This window comes from Prosthecobacter sp. (genome assembly GCF_044378005.1).
GTDB lineage: Bacteria > Verrucomicrobiota > Verrucomicrobiia > Verrucomicrobiales > Verrucomicrobiaceae > Prosthecobacter.
Genome location: NZ_JBILYB010000030.1, coordinates 33,268 through 50,730 on the forward strand (window position 1 = coordinate 33,268; position 17,463 = coordinate 50,730).

14 protein-coding genes are annotated in these 17,463 nt (G+C 60.6%); 7 read left to right on the forward strand and 7 right to left on the reverse strand.

Annotated features, from left to right (window positions below):
• Nucleotides 1–51: 51 nt before the first annotated feature.
• The gene (locus AC6FTP_RS08620; protein WP_497206506.1) at nt 52–981 is read left to right on the forward strand and encodes a LysR family transcriptional regulator; all 930 of its coding nucleotides are present in this window, start codon (nt 52–54) and stop codon (nt 979–981) included.
• Nucleotides 982–1,027: 46 nt separating this feature from the next.
• Nucleotides 1,028–1,642 carry a DUF2238 domain-containing protein gene (locus tag AC6FTP_RS08625; RefSeq protein WP_497206507.1) on the forward strand — a complete coding sequence of 205 codons (615 nt, stop codon included), beginning with the start codon at nt 1,028–1,030 and terminating at the stop codon, nt 1,640–1,642.
• A 1-nt stretch (nt 1,643) separates the two neighbouring features.
• Here the strand turns inward: AC6FTP_RS08625 and AC6FTP_RS08630 are convergent, their stop codons facing one another.
• Nucleotides 1,644–2,261, reverse strand: a complete 618-nt coding sequence (locus tag AC6FTP_RS08630) for a hypothetical protein (protein ID WP_497206508.1) — start codon at nt 2,259–2,261, stop codon at nt 1,644–1,646.
• A gap of 116 nt (nt 2,262–2,377) precedes the next feature.
• On the opposite strand from AC6FTP_RS08630, the gene AC6FTP_RS08635 reads away from it, so the two are divergent.
• The gene (locus tag AC6FTP_RS08635; RefSeq protein WP_497206509.1) at nt 2,378–3,646 is read left to right on the forward strand and encodes a Gfo/Idh/MocA family protein; all 1,269 of its coding nucleotides are present in this window, start codon (nt 2,378–2,380) and stop codon (nt 3,644–3,646) included.
• 4 nt (nt 3,647–3,650) lie between these two features.
• On the opposite strand, the gene AC6FTP_RS08640 is transcribed toward AC6FTP_RS08635, so the two are convergent.
• From AC6FTP_RS08640 to AC6FTP_RS08650, 3 genes are all read right to left on the reverse strand, one after another.
• Entirely contained in the window at nt 3,651–5,396 is a 1,746-nt protein-coding gene (locus tag AC6FTP_RS08640) for a serine/threonine-protein kinase (RefSeq protein ID WP_497206510.1), read from the reverse strand.
• Nucleotides 5,397–5,526: 130 nt separating this feature from the next.
• On the reverse strand, nt 5,527–6,546 hold the full coding sequence (locus AC6FTP_RS08645; protein ID WP_497206511.1) for an OmpA family protein: 1,020 nt from the start codon (nt 6,544–6,546) through the stop codon (nt 5,527–5,529).
• A gap of 103 nt (nt 6,547–6,649) precedes the next feature.
• Nucleotides 6,650–7,015: a DUF3592 domain-containing protein gene (locus AC6FTP_RS08650; protein ID WP_497206512.1), complete on the reverse strand. Its 366-nt coding sequence runs from the start codon at nt 7,013–7,015 to the stop codon at nt 6,650–6,652.
• Nucleotides 7,016–7,135: 120 nt separating this feature from the next.
• On the opposite strand from AC6FTP_RS08650, the gene AC6FTP_RS08655 reads away from it, so the two are divergent.
• The 3 genes from AC6FTP_RS08655 to AC6FTP_RS08665 all read left to right on the forward strand — a co-directional run bounded on the left by AC6FTP_RS08655 (nt 7,136) and on the right by AC6FTP_RS08665 (nt 10,991).
• Nucleotides 7,136–7,876 carry an RNA polymerase sigma factor gene (locus AC6FTP_RS08655; protein ID WP_497206513.1) on the forward strand — a complete coding sequence of 247 codons (741 nt, stop codon included), beginning with the start codon at nt 7,136–7,138 and terminating at the stop codon, nt 7,874–7,876.
• A gap of 103 nt (nt 7,877–7,979) precedes the next feature.
• Complete coding sequence (locus AC6FTP_RS08660; RefSeq protein ID WP_497206514.1) at nt 7,980–9,410, forward strand: hypothetical protein; 1,431 nt, start codon at nt 7,980–7,982, stop codon at nt 9,408–9,410.
• 267 nt (nt 9,411–9,677) lie between these two features.
• Nucleotides 9,678–10,991, forward strand: coding sequence for a hypothetical protein (locus tag AC6FTP_RS08665; protein ID WP_497206515.1), 1,314 nt, complete (start codon nt 9,678–9,680; stop codon nt 10,989–10,991).
• A 74-nt stretch (nt 10,992–11,065) separates the two neighbouring features.
• Here the strand turns inward: AC6FTP_RS08665 and AC6FTP_RS08670 are convergent, their stop codons facing one another.
• The 3 genes from AC6FTP_RS08670 to AC6FTP_RS08680 all read right to left on the reverse strand — a co-directional run bounded on the left by AC6FTP_RS08670 (nt 11,066) and on the right by AC6FTP_RS08680 (nt 14,135).
• Nucleotides 11,066–11,599, reverse strand: a complete 534-nt coding sequence (locus tag AC6FTP_RS08670; RefSeq protein WP_497206516.1) for a PH domain-containing protein — start codon at nt 11,597–11,599, stop codon at nt 11,066–11,068.
• An 82-nt stretch (nt 11,600–11,681) separates the two neighbouring features.
• Nucleotides 11,682–13,022 carry an NAD(P)/FAD-dependent oxidoreductase gene (locus tag AC6FTP_RS08675; protein WP_497206517.1) on the reverse strand — a complete coding sequence of 447 codons (1,341 nt, stop codon included), beginning with the start codon at nt 13,020–13,022 and terminating at the stop codon, nt 11,682–11,684.
• A gap of 12 nt (nt 13,023–13,034) precedes the next feature.
• The gene (locus AC6FTP_RS08680; RefSeq protein WP_497206518.1) at nt 13,035–14,135 is read right to left on the reverse strand and encodes an NHL repeat-containing protein; all 1,101 of its coding nucleotides are present in this window, start codon (nt 14,133–14,135) and stop codon (nt 13,035–13,037) included.
• Between the two features lie 80 nt (nt 14,136–14,215).
• Between AC6FTP_RS08680 and uvrA the strand changes: the two genes are divergently transcribed.
• On the forward strand, nt 14,216–17,251 hold the full coding sequence (gene uvrA, locus AC6FTP_RS08685; RefSeq protein WP_497206519.1) for an excinuclease ABC subunit UvrA: 3,036 nt from the start codon (nt 14,216–14,218) through the stop codon (nt 17,249–17,251).
• Nucleotides 17,252–17,463: the final 212 nt, after the last annotated feature.

The window sequence follows — 17,463 nt, forward strand, 5'->3', positions numbered from 1 at the left end:
AGTCCGGCTTTGCAAAATCTCGCAGATTGCAGGATCACTGACTCCACAGTCATGTTTGATCATCTCTTCTCCAAAGGCGGCCTCTCACTCGACCGGCTGCGTGGCTTCATGCAGATGGCGGATGCCAAAAGCATCGCGAAGGCAGCACCGGGGGACACGAACCGGCAAAGCCAGATCAGCCGCCAGATCCGCGAACTGGAGGAGTTCTTCGGCACTGAGCTGACGCGGCGGAAGGGCAAGACGTTGTCCCTTTCCGCCGCAGGCGAGCGACTGGCGGTACTGATCCGCGAGCAGCTTCAGGATCTCGAAGACTTCCGCAAAGAGCAGGTCGGGCAGGCAAAGTCCTTCGTCATCGGCGCGGGTGCGAGCGTGCTGGAGTGGCTGGTGACTCCCGCGTTGCCAGCCATCAGCGAGCATCTCGGTGGTGCCACGCTGCAAACCGAGGCGCATCGCAGCCGCAGTCTGGGAGATGCCGTGCGCGATGGGCGTGTGGATCTGGCCATCATCCGCCAGAATGCCGTGCCGACGGGCAGCCACTCGGCGCTGATCATGAAGATGGGCTTCCACCTGTGCATCCCGCGTGCGCTGCTGAAGCGCAGCACGACTGACCGTGAGGCAGCGAAGCCCGCTTTGTGGCAGACACTTCCCTTCGCCGCCGGGCGTGATGGCGGGCAGACAGACACGGCGGTGCGTGAGGCCATGCGCGACGCCGGGGTGGACTTCCACCCGCGTTTCGAGTGCGGCTCGATGCTCCAGGTTCGGCAACTTGTGGAACTCGGTGCCTGTGCAGGCGTGCTGCCGACACTTGGCGTGCGCGGTTTGGATGAGAAGCGCATCCTCATCATCCCCTTCGCACCGCTCAAAGATTACGGCCGTGCCCTGGTGCTGCACTGGAATCCACGTCAGATGCGGCGTCGTGGGGTGGAGGAGCGTGAATTGAAGAAGATCGCGCGCCTGCTGGCTCAACGTCCGGCGGTGTGAGCTTGCAGGCTGGACATGTCAGTCGCGGCGTGGTGAAGTCTCCGCCATGTCACACGAACCCAAGCCCCGGCTGCTGCCGATCTTTCTATTTACCGCCGCCTACATGCTCGCCGCCGTGGTGGGATCGGCGGTGCAGGGAAACAAGGAGTTCATCTTCTACATCACCGTGATGCTCATCCTCATCGCGGTCATGACCGTGGTGCACCGACGTGTGGGGCTGACGACGGGACTGCTTTGGCTCCTGACGATCTGGGGACTCGCCCACATGGCCGGCGGTCTCGTGCGTTTGCCGGAAGGCTGGCCCTACAATGGCGATCAAGCCGTGCTCTACAGTTGGTGGATCATTCCGCAGAAGCTCAAATACGATCAGATCGTCCACGCCTACGGTTTCGGAGTCACCACCTGGCTCTGCTGGCATTCGCTGCGCTCTGTCATGCGTGATTTCGCCGTCGAGCTGAAGCCCACCTTCGGCCTCATGGTGTTGTGTGCCGCCGCAGGCATTGGCTTTGGAGCGCTGAATGAAGTCATCGAGTTCATCGCCGTGCTCACCATCCCGAACACGAATGTCGGCGGCTATGAAAACACCGGCTGGGATCTCGTGGCGAACCTGGTCGGAGCCACCGTGGCTGCGGTGATCATTCGGCTCGGTGCCAGGGGTTGATTCAAGTGGAAGGATGGATGGGTGTCGGCTGGTGGTGTTCCTCCGGCTCCATCAATGGCAATTCCACGGCCTCCGCAAAACGGCGAGCCGCAGTCTGGAAACCGGAAATGGGGGACTGCTGGAGCGACTCCGCCGCCAGCGGTATGAAACTCCCGTCTGCCATGCTGACATATACAAAAAGGTAATCCGCAGGGTGCTGGGTCAGCTCGTTTTGACCTCGAAGAAAGTGCCGCACCACCCGCAGGGCAAATCTTGTGACATGAGCCGTTTCGATCTCCAAACCGGCCAGAGGCGCACGCAGAACTCCAGCAGAGCCATCTAGCTCCATCACGACATCACGTTCGGTGCCCCGAAAATAGAATCTCAGCACCAGCTCCATGAGCAACGCCACTCCGATCACAATCGCCACCCTGTGCTCCAGAGCCTTGTTCGCCGTGAAGAATAGGATAAAGACGGCGAAGAACAGATGCGGAACCAGCCGCTGCATCACCGTCACCTTCAGCCGCACGCGATGCCACTCATGCTGACTACCCAGATTCACCAGCACATGACGGCAAAACAGCATCCGCATGGACTGACGGATGAGATGGTAATGGGCCTGACGCTCTTCTTCGTTCACTTGGATAAGACCGCCATCATGATCCAACCACCGCCCATGCAAAGCCTGAAAGCACCGAAGCTGGCGACATTCGCAGCGATAGATGCCGCCCCACAGCCTCGATTCTTCAGCCTGCCATGAATCGTCGCACCCTTCTCTCCAACACTTCCGCCATCGGCCTCGGGGCCGCGCTTTCCGCCCTACCAAAACTCCGCGCTGCGGACAAGGCGGGGAATAAGCTCAAAGTCGCCGTCGTCGCGCTCGGTCGTGGCATGGGGCATGTGCAGGCGCTGCTCGCTTTGCCGGATGTGGAGATCGCCTACCTCGCGGAGACGGACTCCGGTCGTCTCGACAAAGGGCTGAAGGTGGTGGCCGACAAACAGGCCACGTCCTGCCAGGGCGTGAAGGACTTCCGCAAGATCCTCGAAGACAAAACCGTCGATGCCGTCTTCATCGCCACGCCGAATTTCTGGCACACGCCCATGGCCATCCTGGCGCTGCAAGCCGGCAAGAACGTCTATGTCGAAAAGCCCGGCAGCCAAAACCCTGGCGAGGCCGAGGCGCTCGTCGCCGCCATGAAGAAATCCGGCAAGCTCGTGCAGATGGGCAATCAACGCCGCACCTGGATGAAGGAAGCCATTGCCGCGCTCCATGGCGGAGTCATCGGCGAGGCGCGCTTTGCCCGCGGCACCTATTACAACACGCGCAAAGCCGTCGGCCAACTTGCTCTGCCGCCTTCCGCCGATCTCGACTGGAACATGTGGCAGGGCCCTGTGACCGATGATCCGAAACACGACATGAAGAAGTTTGCTCACTACGACTGGCATTGGCTCTGGCATTGGGGCAACGGCGAACTCGGCAACAACGGCATCCACACGCTCGACATCATGCGCTGGGGTCTGAAAGGAGAGTATCCGCTCAAGGTCACCTACAACGGCGGACGCTACTTTTACAAAGACGAGCAGGAGACGCCCGACACCGGCACCGCCGTGTATGATTTCGGTCACGCCGGCTGCGAATGGCTACAAAGCTCCTGCCACCCCCGAGCTGCTGAGAAGCCGCTCGGCGAGGTCATGTTCTACGGCGACAACGGCACTATGGCCATCGCCCGCGACTCCTGGACCATCTATGATCCGAAGGGTGCCGAGATCAGCAAAGCCAAAGGTGCTGGCGGCGGCGACCCCGCCCACATCGGCAACTTCCTCGAAGCCATCCGTGGTAACGGCACGCTCAACAGCCCCATCGACGAAGGCCAGAAGAGCACCATGATGTGCCACCTCGGCAACATCGCCTACCGCACCAACACGGTGGTCCGCTGCGCCCCGAAGACCGGCAAGCTCATCGACAACCCCGAAGGCGAAAAGCTCTGGAAACGCGCCGCGTATCGCGAGGGCTGGGGGATCTGAGACTTCACCACGCCGCCATCAAACCCGTCGGCCCGAGTCGCACTTGTGTGGTGCCTTCGGGCAGGCGGAAGCGCTGGGGGGAGTCGGTGACTTGGGGTCCCCAGAGCACGGCTTTGCCATTCGGATCGTGGGCAAGTGACATGCCTTCGATGGCGATCACCTGAGCTGGCTCAGTTAGGCTTGATGAACTGGGGAGTTCAGTAAGCGGGATGGGCTTGGCTTGGCTGCCGGAGGGGAATCGCTGCGCTTCATCGGTGGTGAGCTGGCGCGGCGAACCAGATGCCTCGTTCGGCAGAAGATAGGTCGTGCCTGTTTGGGATGCTGCGACTGCTTGATTGGAGGTGGCTGCCAGACGGATGATTGGCTCGGGGAAGCTCAGACGATGCTCCTTGCCAGGACTCGACTCATGCCACATGACCACATTGCCATCTTTGAGCAAAGCTGCGCCGCCGTGAGTGAGGAGCACGGTGTCCTGCCACTCGGCAGAGGCGAGTGTTGGCGGCGGATGCAGGGCGGGGGAAAGAGGACCGATGGACCAGACGCGAACTTTCGACGGGCTTGGAGCGGGTGGCGATGGGACGCTCGGAGTGATGATGGGTTTGTCAGGCTTGGCGGCTGGCCGAGTCTGCACTGGCGATGAGGTGATGACTTTGTCGGGAGGCGCAGGTGGGCGCGAATCTTTGGTGGCTGGAGGATCTTCGACCACGCGGACGGGTGTCTTTTGCTTTCCTGAGTCGAGCGATTCAAAAATGGATCGGATGGTCAGCCATGATCCGAAGACGAGGACCGCACCGATGATCAGAACGATGGTCAATACGGCAGCCCATGGGAAGCGTCTCCGTGATGGTGACGAAGTATTCGCCGCCGGACTGCGCACGCTGGTGACATCGCGCTTGATGTCTGCGGCGGCTTGGTAACGGTCTTCGGGGCGTTCTTGAAGCGCGCGCTGCACGACGTCGTCGAGCCGGGCATCGCTTCCTGCTTTGCGAGACGGAGGCTGGAAGACACCGCGTGGTAGCTCGCCGGTGAGCATTTCATAAAGCAGGACACCGAGGCTGTAGAGGTCGGCGCGATGATCGACATGTGCGGCATCACGGGCCTGCTCGGGCGCGGTGTAGGCGGGTGTGCCCATGAAGGCTCCGGTGTGGGAGAGCGTCATCGCATCGCTGTCGGAAGGGCGGTCCAGACGCGCGAGTCCGAAGTCGGCCACCTTCACCTGTCCTGCGGAGTCGATGAGGATATTCGAGGGCTTGATGTCGCGATGGATGACGCCCTGCTCATGCGCGTAGGCGAGTGCATCGCAGACCTGGCGCACGACTTCGATGGCGCGCGGCACATCGAGTTTGCCTGCGGCGATGAGATCGCTCAGCGGGCAGCCATCGACATGCTCCATGACGAAGTAAAAATGACCAGCCGGGGTGATGCCGGACTCATTCAGGGCCACGATGCCGGGATGCCGTAGCTTCGCCAGCGTGCGTGCCTCGCGACGGAAGCGCTCGACCTGGCGTTCATCGCGGCTGGCCTCGATGGGCAGGAGCTTGATCGCCACCTCGCGGTCGAGGTCGGGCTGATGCAGATGATACACCGCGCCCATGCCACCACGTCCGAGCATGCCTTTCATCTGCCACTGCGGGAAGAGTCGGGCGACTTCCTCTGGCGTTGGCGGTTCCCATGCCGCTGAAGAAGTCTCGTCCGTGCCCAGTCCGAGCAGGGCGGCGGGGTCGAGACCGGAGATGAGGGGCGCGGGCATGGCAGGAATGACGAATGAGTAAATCCGAATGACGAAAGAATAACGAAGGCGGGAATGACGAAAGTTGGCTTGGAAATTCGGGCTTCAGATTTCGGCCTTCCTTCGTCATTCGGGAATTCGCCATTCGTCATTATCTGGCGACCAGTTCGACGCGACGGTTCAGTGCGCGGCCTTCTTCGGTGTTGTTGGTCGTCACGGGTGCCATGAAGGCGGCACCGAGCGGAGTCAGGCGTGCGGCATCAATGCCATACTTGCTGGCGAGCTCGGTGACAACGGCCTTGGCGCGGCGTTTGGAGAGGTCTTCGTTGAATTCGAAGGTGCCGACATTGTCGGTGTGACCGACGACGAGCACCTTCAGGTTGGGCTCGACTTTGAGCAAAGACGCCATCTCGGTGAGAGTCGATGCGGACTCGGGTTTGATGTCGGCCTTATTGAAATCGAAGAGGATTCCGTAGATGGCGACCTTGCCGCTGCTGGAGATGGATTTCTGCATCTCGGCGGCGGAGAGATGGACCATCTTTTCCTCCATGGGGCGGGTGTCCACGTAGTCCACCTGGATGAGCACGGACTCCTGCGGGATGGTGACATCCTGCTTCCATGGGTTGACCTCCGATTTCGCGATCATGACATGCTCCCAGGAGCGAGCGGCGATGAAGATTGCGGCGTAGAGGCCGCCCTTTTCCATGCAGAAATAGCGGCGATCCTTCACGCCGGTGGTGAGCATCTGGTGATCGAGTTCAGGGATGCCGTAATATTGCTTGGGCGGGCCGTTGCGGATCTCGGACTGGCCGCCGGACCAGATGGAAGTAAAGCCGACTTCCTTGAAAGCCTGCTCATAATTACGGGCGATCTCCAGCGTGCTGCGTTTGCCGGCACCCAGGTTCAAATAGAGGTAGGAGGTGCGGTGTGTGCGCCCTTCGACCTTGCGCACTTCCTTCGGGTCCGTGGAACCTGGCGAGCTGAGTCCGCCGATTTGCAGTCCTAGCTCGCCATACTTTTGGGAGGATTGCAGCACGATGGAGCTGCCTTCATAGCGTGGCATGCCGGGGTAGTCCTTGGTGTTTGGGGCGTCCTGAGTCGGACTGACTTTTTGAGCGGTGGCAGTGGTGGCTAAGATGCCGACTAGGGTAATGAGGTGGTGCAGTTTCATGGATGTCGATGGGTTAAGATGAATGGCGAGCGCATCGGGCGCATCCTCTGTCTGGCAGTGGCGGAAAGGACGTTACAAAAAACTTTTCACGAGCTGTTGCGTCTCACTTTTTGCCCAGCGCCTGCAAGCACTGGTCCACAAGGTATTTGGGGGCGCTGATGGAGGGTTTTCTGGCGGAATAAACCACGGGGATCGTTCCTCCCTGCTCATGGGCTTGGTAAATCGCCAGCGGCACGACAGAGGTGTGGCTGTGTGTTTTTCCGGTGTTGTCCGTGTATTCGTAGGCCAGCTTTTCCGTGCGGCCGTGACGGTGTCCGCCGCTCACGCTGCGCTTGCTGAAAATCCGGCCTGTTGTTTCGATACCGTGATCACAGAGTTCACGCATTTGCAGCCCTCGACGGACCGCCATAAAGATCATGCCACCAAAGACGATCACGGGGACGAGGAGGCCGAGGAGGAGTTCCGTCATAAGAATGAAAATGGAGTTCGCTGAAAAGCCTAGCCATTTGCCCCTTGCCTGACAAGAAAGGAAGTCTGGCGGATAAGACGGAGATTGTTCATCATCAGCTCGCGATTATTCTTTCCTGTCATGACCTCTCAAAGCGGTGCCCCCTTCCCCGTCACGCGCTGGAGTCTCGTCGCCGGTGCCCGCAGTGCGGCAGATCCCAGCCGCAGGCGTGCGGCGCTGGAGGAGCTGTGCTCGCTCTACTGGCGTCCGATCTATGGCTTTCTGAGGCGGCGTGGGCTGGCTGTCGCCGAGGCGCAGGATGCCACGCAGGGCTTCTTTGTTTCATTGCTGGAGGAGGATCTTTTCACGAAGGCCGCAGAGGACAGTGGCCGGATGCGCAGCTTTCTGCTCGGCGCTCTTCAGCGCTGGCAACGTGGCGAGTGGCGCAAAGGTCAGGCCGAGAAGCGCGGTGGTGGTCAGGAGCTTTTCTCGCTGGAGCTCATGGCTGAGGAGGATGGCTTCGAGGCGGCGGGCAGTGACGATGACACCCCCGAGCGCTACTTTGAAAAGAGCTGTGCCCTGGTCCTGCTGGAGTCCGCCATGCAGCGACTGGCAAAGGAGCAGTCAGCGGCGGGAAAAGAGGCTGCCTTCACAGTGTTGCGGCCGCTGCTGGCTCCGATCTCTGGTGAACCGACGATCAGTCACGAGGAAGCCGCTCAACAGCTCCGGCAAACGCCCGAGGCGCTGCGCGTAACGCTTCATCGCCTGCGCAAACGCTTCGCCGAAGTGCTGCGGGAGACGGTGGCTGACACGCTGGTGAATCCGACGGAGGAGGCGATCCAGGGCGAGCTGGATGCGCTGCGGGCGGCCTTTTCCGCGTGAGGAAAACTTTTTTCACGAGTCGTGTAACGTCGTCTGGCGCACTGCCAGACAGGGGATGACGCGGAGCTTTCCGCACCCAACAAACACAAACCAAGTCATCCCTATGAAAACGAAACTCACCCTGCTCCTCGCGCTGGCTCTCAGCGCTGAATCCGCCACCGCCGCCAGCCCAAATCTGCCGGTCATCAAACCCAGCGCCCTGCCCAGCCAGGCTATCCGTCCTGCGGCCAAGGTGCCGAACATCCCCATGCAGCGGTCGAATGTTTTTGTCCCGGCCAACCGCTCGGCGGTGCCGATGATCAAGCCCAGCGCCCGTCTGGCTCCATCGAGCTATCTGCCGAAGATGCCAGCCATTCGCCCAGTGGTGCCTCAATACGTCCAGCCTCGCAGCAATGGCGGGAGCACCTCCAGGCGTGGCGGCTCTGCCGCACCTCATGCGCCTTCCGCACCCGCTGCGATACCAGGCAAAAGCCCTGTCTCCAGAAACCTGCCTGCCAAGCCGCAGATCGAGATCCGCAAGGTGACCCCTGGCCTGAGCTTGCCCAATGCTGAAGGCATTCGCCAAGGCCGCGAAATCGCCAATGGCCTGCAATCCATCGAATCCCTGCGCGGCTCCATCAGCAGCCTGCGGGAGTTTGGTGATGTGTTTCATCAGCCCGGCAACAGCGGACCCAATGACGGTGGCAACATCTTCGCCCCATTTGGCGGTGACCCCGGCCCTGACGGCAATACGGAGGTACATAATCCGCTGGATCGTTCCACCAACCGCAGGCCGCGTGACATTCGTGGTGACATGGCAAAAACCCGCCCCGCCGATGGTTCGACCGGCCTGAGCCCCACGGGCGACTCCGTCCTCGAGAGTGAAACATCGACGGCCTCTGGTCGCGACGGAACCCACACGCCAGTCCAATCCACCACCGAAGAAAATGGCGACGTCACTGCCACCACGACAGCCACCACTCGCGATGGCAGCAGCACCACCAGCGTGGAGGTCACCGAACACGCCGACGGCTCAGGCACCACGACGACCACGCACGGAGACGACGGACGGGTCGATAACCTCACCGTGACTCGCCGCGACAGGTCGGGGGCTGTCATCTGGTCAAGGTCGGAAACCGTTTATCCTGGCGGAAAGGCAATTGTCGAGACTCGTGATGGCAGCGGTCGGGTCACCTCCCACTCCACCGAATATTATACCCCCCGCCCTAGAAGCCGTGGTCCTCATCCTGATGACCACGTGATTGGTGGCCCACCCGCTCCCAGCGCCAAGGCGGCCAGCGGCCTCGTCCCGATCGATCTCCTGCGCCAGTTTGCCGAGGGGCAAAACACCGGTGGTGGTGGCAGCAACTACATGACCAGGGGCATTGGAGGCGTTGAAGTCAACCCCGGCAACCCCAACGGCAACCCTGAGGGCAACCCCGGCAGCAGCGGCGGCAGCGCCAGACGCCTCAAAAAGGATCTCTTCGACACCATCAGCAATCCCGGTCCGCATGGAGGCGAAGGCCCCCTGGTCGGTGGCACCCCTCGTGACTAAAAGAACTCCAGCCATTCCTCAGTGAGTCGAGCAAATCCCCATTGGCCGAAAAGGTCAGTGGGGATTTTGGCTTTGGAATAGGCCATGATGGCGGTGTGCAGAACCTCTGCCGCAAAGAGATGAACGGATGCTCACCGTCGGCAAATCAAGCGCTGGATCGTCTGGCGAAAATAATTCGCCGCATCTGTAACGCCTGACAAAAGCCCGCCAGACAGGGGATGACGCGGAGCTTTCCGCACCCAACAAAACTCAACGCATGTCATCCCCATGAAAACGAAACTTACCCTCCTCCTCGCACTGGCACTTGGCGCACAGTCTGTCATCGCTGCCAGTCCAAAGCTGCCCGCCAACAAAGCCTCCGTCTTGCCTAGTCAGGCCTTCCGCCAGTCGACCAAGATGCCGATGATCAAGCCCAGTGCCCGTGCGGCTCCATCGAGCTATTTACCGAAGATACCAGTCATCCGCCCTGCCCTGCCTTCATTCATCCAGACGCGTAGTGGAGGCATGAGCGACTCGCGTCAGGTCAGCCCTGCCGCGATCCCTGGCAAAATCCCCGCCAACAGGAACCTGCCAGCCAAACCGCAGATCGAGATCCGCAAAGTCGTCCCTGGCCTGCACTTGCCCAACCTTGAATCCCTGCGCCAAGGCCGCGAGATCGTCGAGGGCCTCAAAGCTCTCGACTCGCTCCGCAGCTCCGGTTTCCAGAACCTGATGCCCGAAGGTCTCTCCGGCCAGGGAAGCGGAAGACCGGCAGGGCCTTCCGATCCCTTTGCTGACAATGGCACTGGCATGAGAGAACCCAAAGCGCCCGACCATGTTTCCGGGCGCGGGAGTAGCTTGACGGACATTCGTGGTTCGTTCAGCAAGGGGCGCCGTGGCACCCGCACGGAGCCGGGCACCTTGTCTTCCTTTGGCCTGCGTCTCGCGACCAGTGGGCCACATACGAGCAGCACTCATATCTGGAGTAATGGCGGCACGACTTATGCCTCGTCCGATACGGAGGACGGAATACACACAACCACGGAGTATCTGGACTCTCGTGGCAATGTCACGGGTCGCACCGACCAATGGACACACTCCGACAGCAATGGTACAAGCCGCACCACGGACACCTATGACGAGAATGGCCAGTTCACCGGATCGGAAACAATCACAACCAACGACGATGGCAGCAGCCAGTCCAAGAGTGTTGCTGCTGACGGCACGGTGGTTGTGACCGAGAACGATGGCCAGGGCCACGTCACCCAGTATGAATCCGAGGGCTCTCATGGTTCCCGCAGTTGCGACCGCAGTCCAGGCGACATCTCCATGGGCGGCCCCGTGAATGGCAGCGGCCCGAGCGTCGGCCAGGCCACAGGCCTCGTGCCCCTCGATCTCCTGCGTCAGACGGCAGAAGGTGAAAGCAGCAGTGGTGGTGCCAACAACATGACCTCGCGCCGCACCAGTGCAAACCATGTACGCCCCATCGACAGCGAAGGTCAGACCGGCATCGGCGGAAATCAGAATCCCGTGCCTGTAAATCGCGGAAGCATCATCGTCCTTCCTGGCCCGGTGACTGGTGGTGGCGGCAATCCAGAGTGAAGCTCCCCCACTACCCATTGAATGAATTCAGACTCCCTGAGTCCGCTTGGACTCAGGGAGTTTTGTTTTGAACCTCAGGCCAGCGTGACGCCTTCATCATGGCTGTCCACATCCATCTCGCGGACGCGTTTGCGGTCGCGCTCGGCTTGGACGGCGGTGCGGAGTTTTTCGCGCACGTCTTCGACATTGGCGATGGCGCGGAGGGCCACGGTGGGCGTGCTGGCATCGCTGGTGACGAGGGTCAAATTTCCGAGGCCCACGAGACGAAGGAAGAGCGGCTGATCCATCGCATAGTCCTTCACGCGGAAAAGCTCCAGCTCATCGAGCTTCCGGTTCAGGATGCCGGTGCCGATCTTCAGACGCTGAGTGGTCAGCTCATACGAGGTGCATTTGGTGACCCACCAGCGGATGAGCCACATCAGCACGGGCACAATGAGGGCGATGTAGGATAAGCCGGCTGTCGGCAGAGCCGCAACGGTGGAACCAAAGCCAATCCCGAGGGCGATCACGATGCAGAAGAAGTAATACCAGAAGTGGACCCACTGGGAGGTGTGGCCTTTCCAGAGCGAGGTTTCAGCGGAGGGGGATGGAGTGGTTTCGGAGTTCATAAGGCGGGTGGAGTGTTGCTAGATCAAGCTGACAGGGTGAACGCGAATTTGGGAGCTATTTTGTAACCAGGGCAGCGAAAAGTCACGCGGCCTCGGCTCGCGGCTCATCCTGCCTGGTCGTCCGCACGGCGAAGTTCGCCGCCGGAGGTACATCCCAAACGAGGTAGCGCGAGAGCATCCGCATGAGTCCCCGGCTGTAAGCGGAGCGCGTCCAGCCGCCGGAGGCCATGCTGGCGATGTGGCGCGTGGAGTGGCGCTCCATGCGGCTGGCGAGATTGAAGGGCGAAGGCTTCATGGCGAGGTTCTTGCCGGCGAGATGGATGCGGAAGATGCGACCATCGTAGAAGTAGCTCACGAGCTCCTGCCAGGAACGGTGCCAGTCGATGATGCGCGCGGAGTATTTGTTCAGCGCCTTCGCGAGCTTCTCGGGCTGGTTTAAAATGTCCGCGCCGTAAGCAAACACGCACGAGTCGAGCTGCTGCGCGCCGACAAGCGACATGAACAAACCAGGCGAGAGCATGGGATCGACGAAGCCGAACGCATCTCCACACAACACCCAGCCGGGGCCGTGACCGCGATCGGCGAGGAGTTGGTAGTTCGAGTAAGTCATCACGGGCGTGATGCGCCGGGCACGGCTGGCCTTCTCTGCGAGCAGCGGCTCCTGACGGATGGCATTTTCGAGTCGTTCCTCGGCGGTGCTGCCGAGTGTCTTGGCGTGCTCTTTGGAAACGACGATGCCGACGGAAAGCCTACCCGGCAGTGGAATGCGCCAACTCCAACCCGCGCGCAGTACGGAGATGATGACCTGGCCGGGCTCGACTTCATCATGATCGAAGTCCTCAAAGTGTGCGAAGTAGGCGATGTCATCTCGCTCACCTTTTTCGGAGGGCAAATTCATCGCTCGGGCAAAGGCACGGGAACGTCCGCTGCAATCGACGAGCAGCGGTTTAGTGCTCTCATTTAGCCCGGCGACCTCACGACTGCGTGCGCTCAGCCGAATCGTTGGCTCGCCATTCTCCGTGCCCGGCTCCAGCTCAGCACGCGCATGGACAAACTTGGCCCCCAGCTCCTCGGCGCGAGTGCGCAGCAGGTTATCAAACTCTGGTCGTGGCGTGTTGAAGGCGTAAGTCGGAAGATGGCCTTCGACATTCTTGAAGCTGAAGTGGAGGCGCGGGCCGCCATCGGTGACAAAGAAGGACGCCCCGGGTTTGCGAGTCGCCATCGCGGCCACACGATCCTCGATACCGAGCTGGCGAAACACGGGCACCACGCCGGGGATGAGCGACTCGCCCACAAGCAGGCCGGGCCTTTTATCATCGTCGAAAACGAGGCAGGAGATGCCGCGCTTTGCCAGCAAGCCTGCAAGCGTGCAGCCTGCAGGACCTGCTCCGACGATGACGACTTGGGGAGATGTTTCAGACATGAGATTGCACCATCATACGCGCTCCAGCTTGATCGGGTAGGTCTGAAATGCGTTCCACTGGCACACGATGAGGTCGCCATTCTCCAGCACGCAGACATCGTGACCGTGATCGAAGACGCGTTCGGCCTGCATCAGCGGCTTCAGTTTACCCTCTTCATAGACCGGCTCCGTGCCACCGGGGGCGCTGATGACTTTGTTTTCAGCGCTCAGCACCACGGTGAAGCCGCTTGGGTTCTGCGGCAGCTTGTTGATTTCCGGCGTCTTGCTCCAGCACACGCCGGCATAGAGTTCCTGACCCGAGATGACCGGGCGGCAAACCATTGCTCCAGGCACTTCGATGGTTTCGAGATACTTGCCATCCAGCGTGAAGCGGCGGAAGCAATTATCGGCGCGCGAGGTCACAATCACCGTCGCCTTGTCAGCGCCCTGACGTGTGTCGATGGCGATACCGTGGGCGTTGTTCAGTCGCTCTTCCAGTGGCACACCGTCCTTGCCGCCGAAGCGGCTGATGAATTTGCCGCGTGAGTCGTAGCGCAGCACGAATTGTGATCCGTAACCATCGACCACATAGATGTCACCATTCGGCGCGATGGCGACTTCGGTGGGATTGTAAAACATGTCGGGCTCGTAAGCCCCGACCATCATCGGATGACTCAGGCTGAAGATCTCTTTGCCCGTGAGGTCCATCTTCGTCACGCGGCCTGTTTGGCGATAGCCACCGCCACCGCTTTTCCAAAGTCCGCTGTCCGTGAGGAAGAGGAACTCCTCACCATTTTCCTGACTCAAAGTCAGGCCATGCCCGCCGGGCCAAGCACTACCCCAGGAGTCGAGGATCGTGCCGTCGGGCTTGAAGACGAGCATCTGATTGTCCCAATGATCGCCGACCATGAAAAGGCGGCCATCTTTCACCTGCACCATCTCGTGGCAGTTCAGGATCGGATGAAAACGGCCCTGCCCGGCAGGCACCCACTCCTTGTTCACCTTGTAGCGATGTGTGCCGTGGCCGATGACCACATCCTTCTTCGGATCAGGCGCAGCGCGCAGGGTTTCAGTCCAAGTGGCGGCGAGCGCGGTGCTGAGCCCGGCGATGAAGTGGCGACGTGTGGGAGGCATGGTGTGAGTGTGAGAGCTAGGCGAACGCTGACAAGGCGAATCTCATTGCAGACATTGCGTGGAGACTCCTTCATCGCATCATGCCTCAAGACTTCATCCGCGTGCGTGGCGCGCGGCAGCACAATCTCAAAAACGTGGACGTGGACATCCCTCGTCATCGTCTCATCGTGCTCACGGGAGTCAGCGGCAGTGGCAAGTCATCGCTCGCTTTTGATACCCTTTACGCCGAAGGCCAGCGCCGCTATGTGCAGAGCCTTTCGGCCTATGCGCGGCAGTTTCTCGATCAGCTTGAGAAGCCGGATGTGGACTTCATCGAGGGGCTCTCACCTGCTGTCGCCATCGAGCAGGTCCACAGCACGCCGAACCCGCGAAGCACCATCGCGACCGTCACGGAGATCTACGATTACCTCCGCGTGCTCTATGCCGTGGCCGGTCAGCCGCACGATCCCGAGACGGGAGAGGTCCTGATCAAAAACACGCCCGCCGAGATCGGTGCGCGTGTGCTGGAACTAACGGAAGGCACGCGCTGCATGGTGCTCGCGCCGCTTCAGCCTCAGGAGGCGGACACGCTGAAGGCCACCTTTGAAAAACTGCGCCGCCAGGGCTACGTCCGCATTCGACTGGATGGCGAGATCGTGGAACTCGATGAGACTTTAAAAGCGGAACGCGGCATGGAGCATCGCATCGAGGTCGTGGTGGACCGGCTCGTCATCCGCGATGGCGTCCGCCAGCGTCTGATGGAGAGCATCGAAGCCGCGCTGAAGTGGAATGAGCGCGAGGTGCAGTTTCTCGTCGGTAGTGATGGTTCAGAAGAGGTGATGACCTTCACCACGTCGTATGCGAACCCACGCACCGGTTATCTCATGGAGAAGCTCACCCCGCAGCATTTCTCCTTCAACACGCACGTCGGTGCCTGCCCGACCTGCGAGGGCGTCGGCTCGCTCATGGCACCTGATCCCGGATTGATCGTGCCAGATGCCGAGCTTTCTCTCAAAGACGGTGCCGTAAAGAGCTGGTGGGCACGGAATCCGAAGCTGAAGCTAATCCAACAACGCAGCATCGAAGCGCTGGCGAAGCACTTTGGTGTCTCCATGGAGGCACCGTTCAAATCTCTGCCGCAGCCTTTCAAAGACGCGCTCTTTCACGGCAGTGGCAAAGAAGCCATCGCCACCGGCTGGGCCACGAGTGGGAACAAACGCAGCCTCGCCAAACCTTATGAAGGTCTTCTCAACGAGGCGCGTCGTCTGCACGAAAACGCCGAGAGTGACTCCCTGCGCACTCAGCTCACCCGTTTCATGAATCCGCTCCCGTGCCCGGCGTGTGAAGGGAAAAGGCTGCGGAAGGAGTCGTTGGCGGTGAAGTTGGGTTCTCGGTTGGCGAAAGGCGGGAGCGCAGGGAGTTCCCCTCACCCCAGCCCTCTCCCCGAAACTGATTCTTCTCAGCATTCGAGAGTCACCGTCGGGGAGAGGGAGCCGGGCGCTTCTGTCCACCTCTCCCCGGCAGTGCAAATCGAGACTTCCCAGATTGTCTTCCGGGGAGAGGGTTGGGGTGAGGGGAATAGCCTCTCCATTCACGACTACTGCTCCCTGCCCATCCGTGATGCTTTATCCTGGATGCAGGCCCTCGAAGTCACCGAGCATCAGCGAGCCTATGTCGATGAGCTGCAAAAGGAGATCGTGAAGCGGCTGGAGTTCCTAGAGCAAGTCGGGCTCGGCTATCTCGGGCTGAATCGTGAGAGCGGCACGCTTTCCGGCGGAGAGATGCAGCGCATCCGCCTGGCCACGCAGATCGGGGCTGGTTTGTCCGGCGTGCTTTATGTGCTGGATGAGCCGAGCATCGGTCTGCATCCCTCCGACACCGAGCGACTCATCCGCACACTGCTTCGGCTGCGCGATCTCGGGAATACCGTCCTCGTCGTCGAGCATGACGAAGCCATGATGCGAGCTGCTGATCATGTGATCGAACTCGGCCCTGCCGCCGGCGTGCACGGCGGCAAGATCACGGCTCAAGGCACACCTGCCGAAGTCATGGCGCAGAAGGAAAGCGTCACTGGAGCCTACTTGAGCGATGCGATGAAGATCAAGTCGCCGTCGGGGCGTGTTTCTCCTCAAAGCAGCCTCTTTGGTTCGGCGGAGAACTCTCTGACCATCCACAAAGCCACCGAGCACAATCTCCGCTCCGTCACTGCCAGCTTCCCAGTCGGCTGCTTCACCTGCGTCACTGGGCCTTCAGGCAGTGGAAAGTCCACCTTGGTGAACAAAGTGCTCATGCGGGCTTTGCAGCGGCATTTTTACAATGCGAAGGACGAGCCAGGTAAACACGAGCGCATCACGGGGCTCGACCTCTTTGACAAGGTCGTCGTCATTGATCAGTCGCCCATCGGCCGCAGTCCGCGCAGCAATCCGGCAACTTACACCGGAGCTTTTACGGCCATCCGCGAGTTGTTTGCCCAGCTTCCACTGGCGCGTGTGCGCGGCTACGACTCAGGCCGTTTCAGCTTCAACACACCCGGCGGACGCTGCGAAAAATGCCAAGGCGATGGGCAGATCAAAATCGACATGCACTTCCTGGCTGATGTCTATGTGACTTGCGATCAATGCCACGGCAAACGCTACAACGCCGAGACGCTGGAGATCACCTTTAAAGGCCGCAACATCGCCGAAGTGCTGGAGATGACCGTCAGCGAGGCTGCGCGCTTCTTTGGCAAAGCCAGCGCCATCGCTACGAAGATCATCACACTGGAGGAATGCGGGCTCGGCTACATCCGACTAGGGCAGGCGGGGAACACGCTCAGCGGTGGTGAAGCCCAGCGCATCAAGCTCTCTGCTGAACTCGCGCGTCGTGCCACGGGCCGCACGCTTTACGTCCTGGATGAGCCGACGACCGGCCTGCACTTCGCCGACATCCAGACCTTGCTCGGCGTGCTGTTCCGCCTACGCGATGCAGGAAATACGCTCATCGTCATCGAGCATCATCTCGACGTCATCCGCTGTGCCGACTGGGTCATCGACCTCGGCCCCGGCGGCGGCAGCGAAGGCGGTCACATCGTCGCCACAGGCACGCCAGAGGACATCATGCGCATCAGCGAAAGTCCGACGGGACGGTTCTTGAAGTAATCCGCGAATAGACGTGCCTGCCGCCCGCGTTCCACTTCCCATGAAGCATATCCTCGTCCTCCTCCTTTCGTCATTCGGCATTCTAAATTCGTCATTTTCGGCACCGCCGAACATCGTCTTCATCCTCGCTGATGACTTTGGCTATGGCGATCTTGGCTGCATGGGAGGCACGGACATCGCCACGCCGAACATCGATCGGCTCGCCGCCGAAG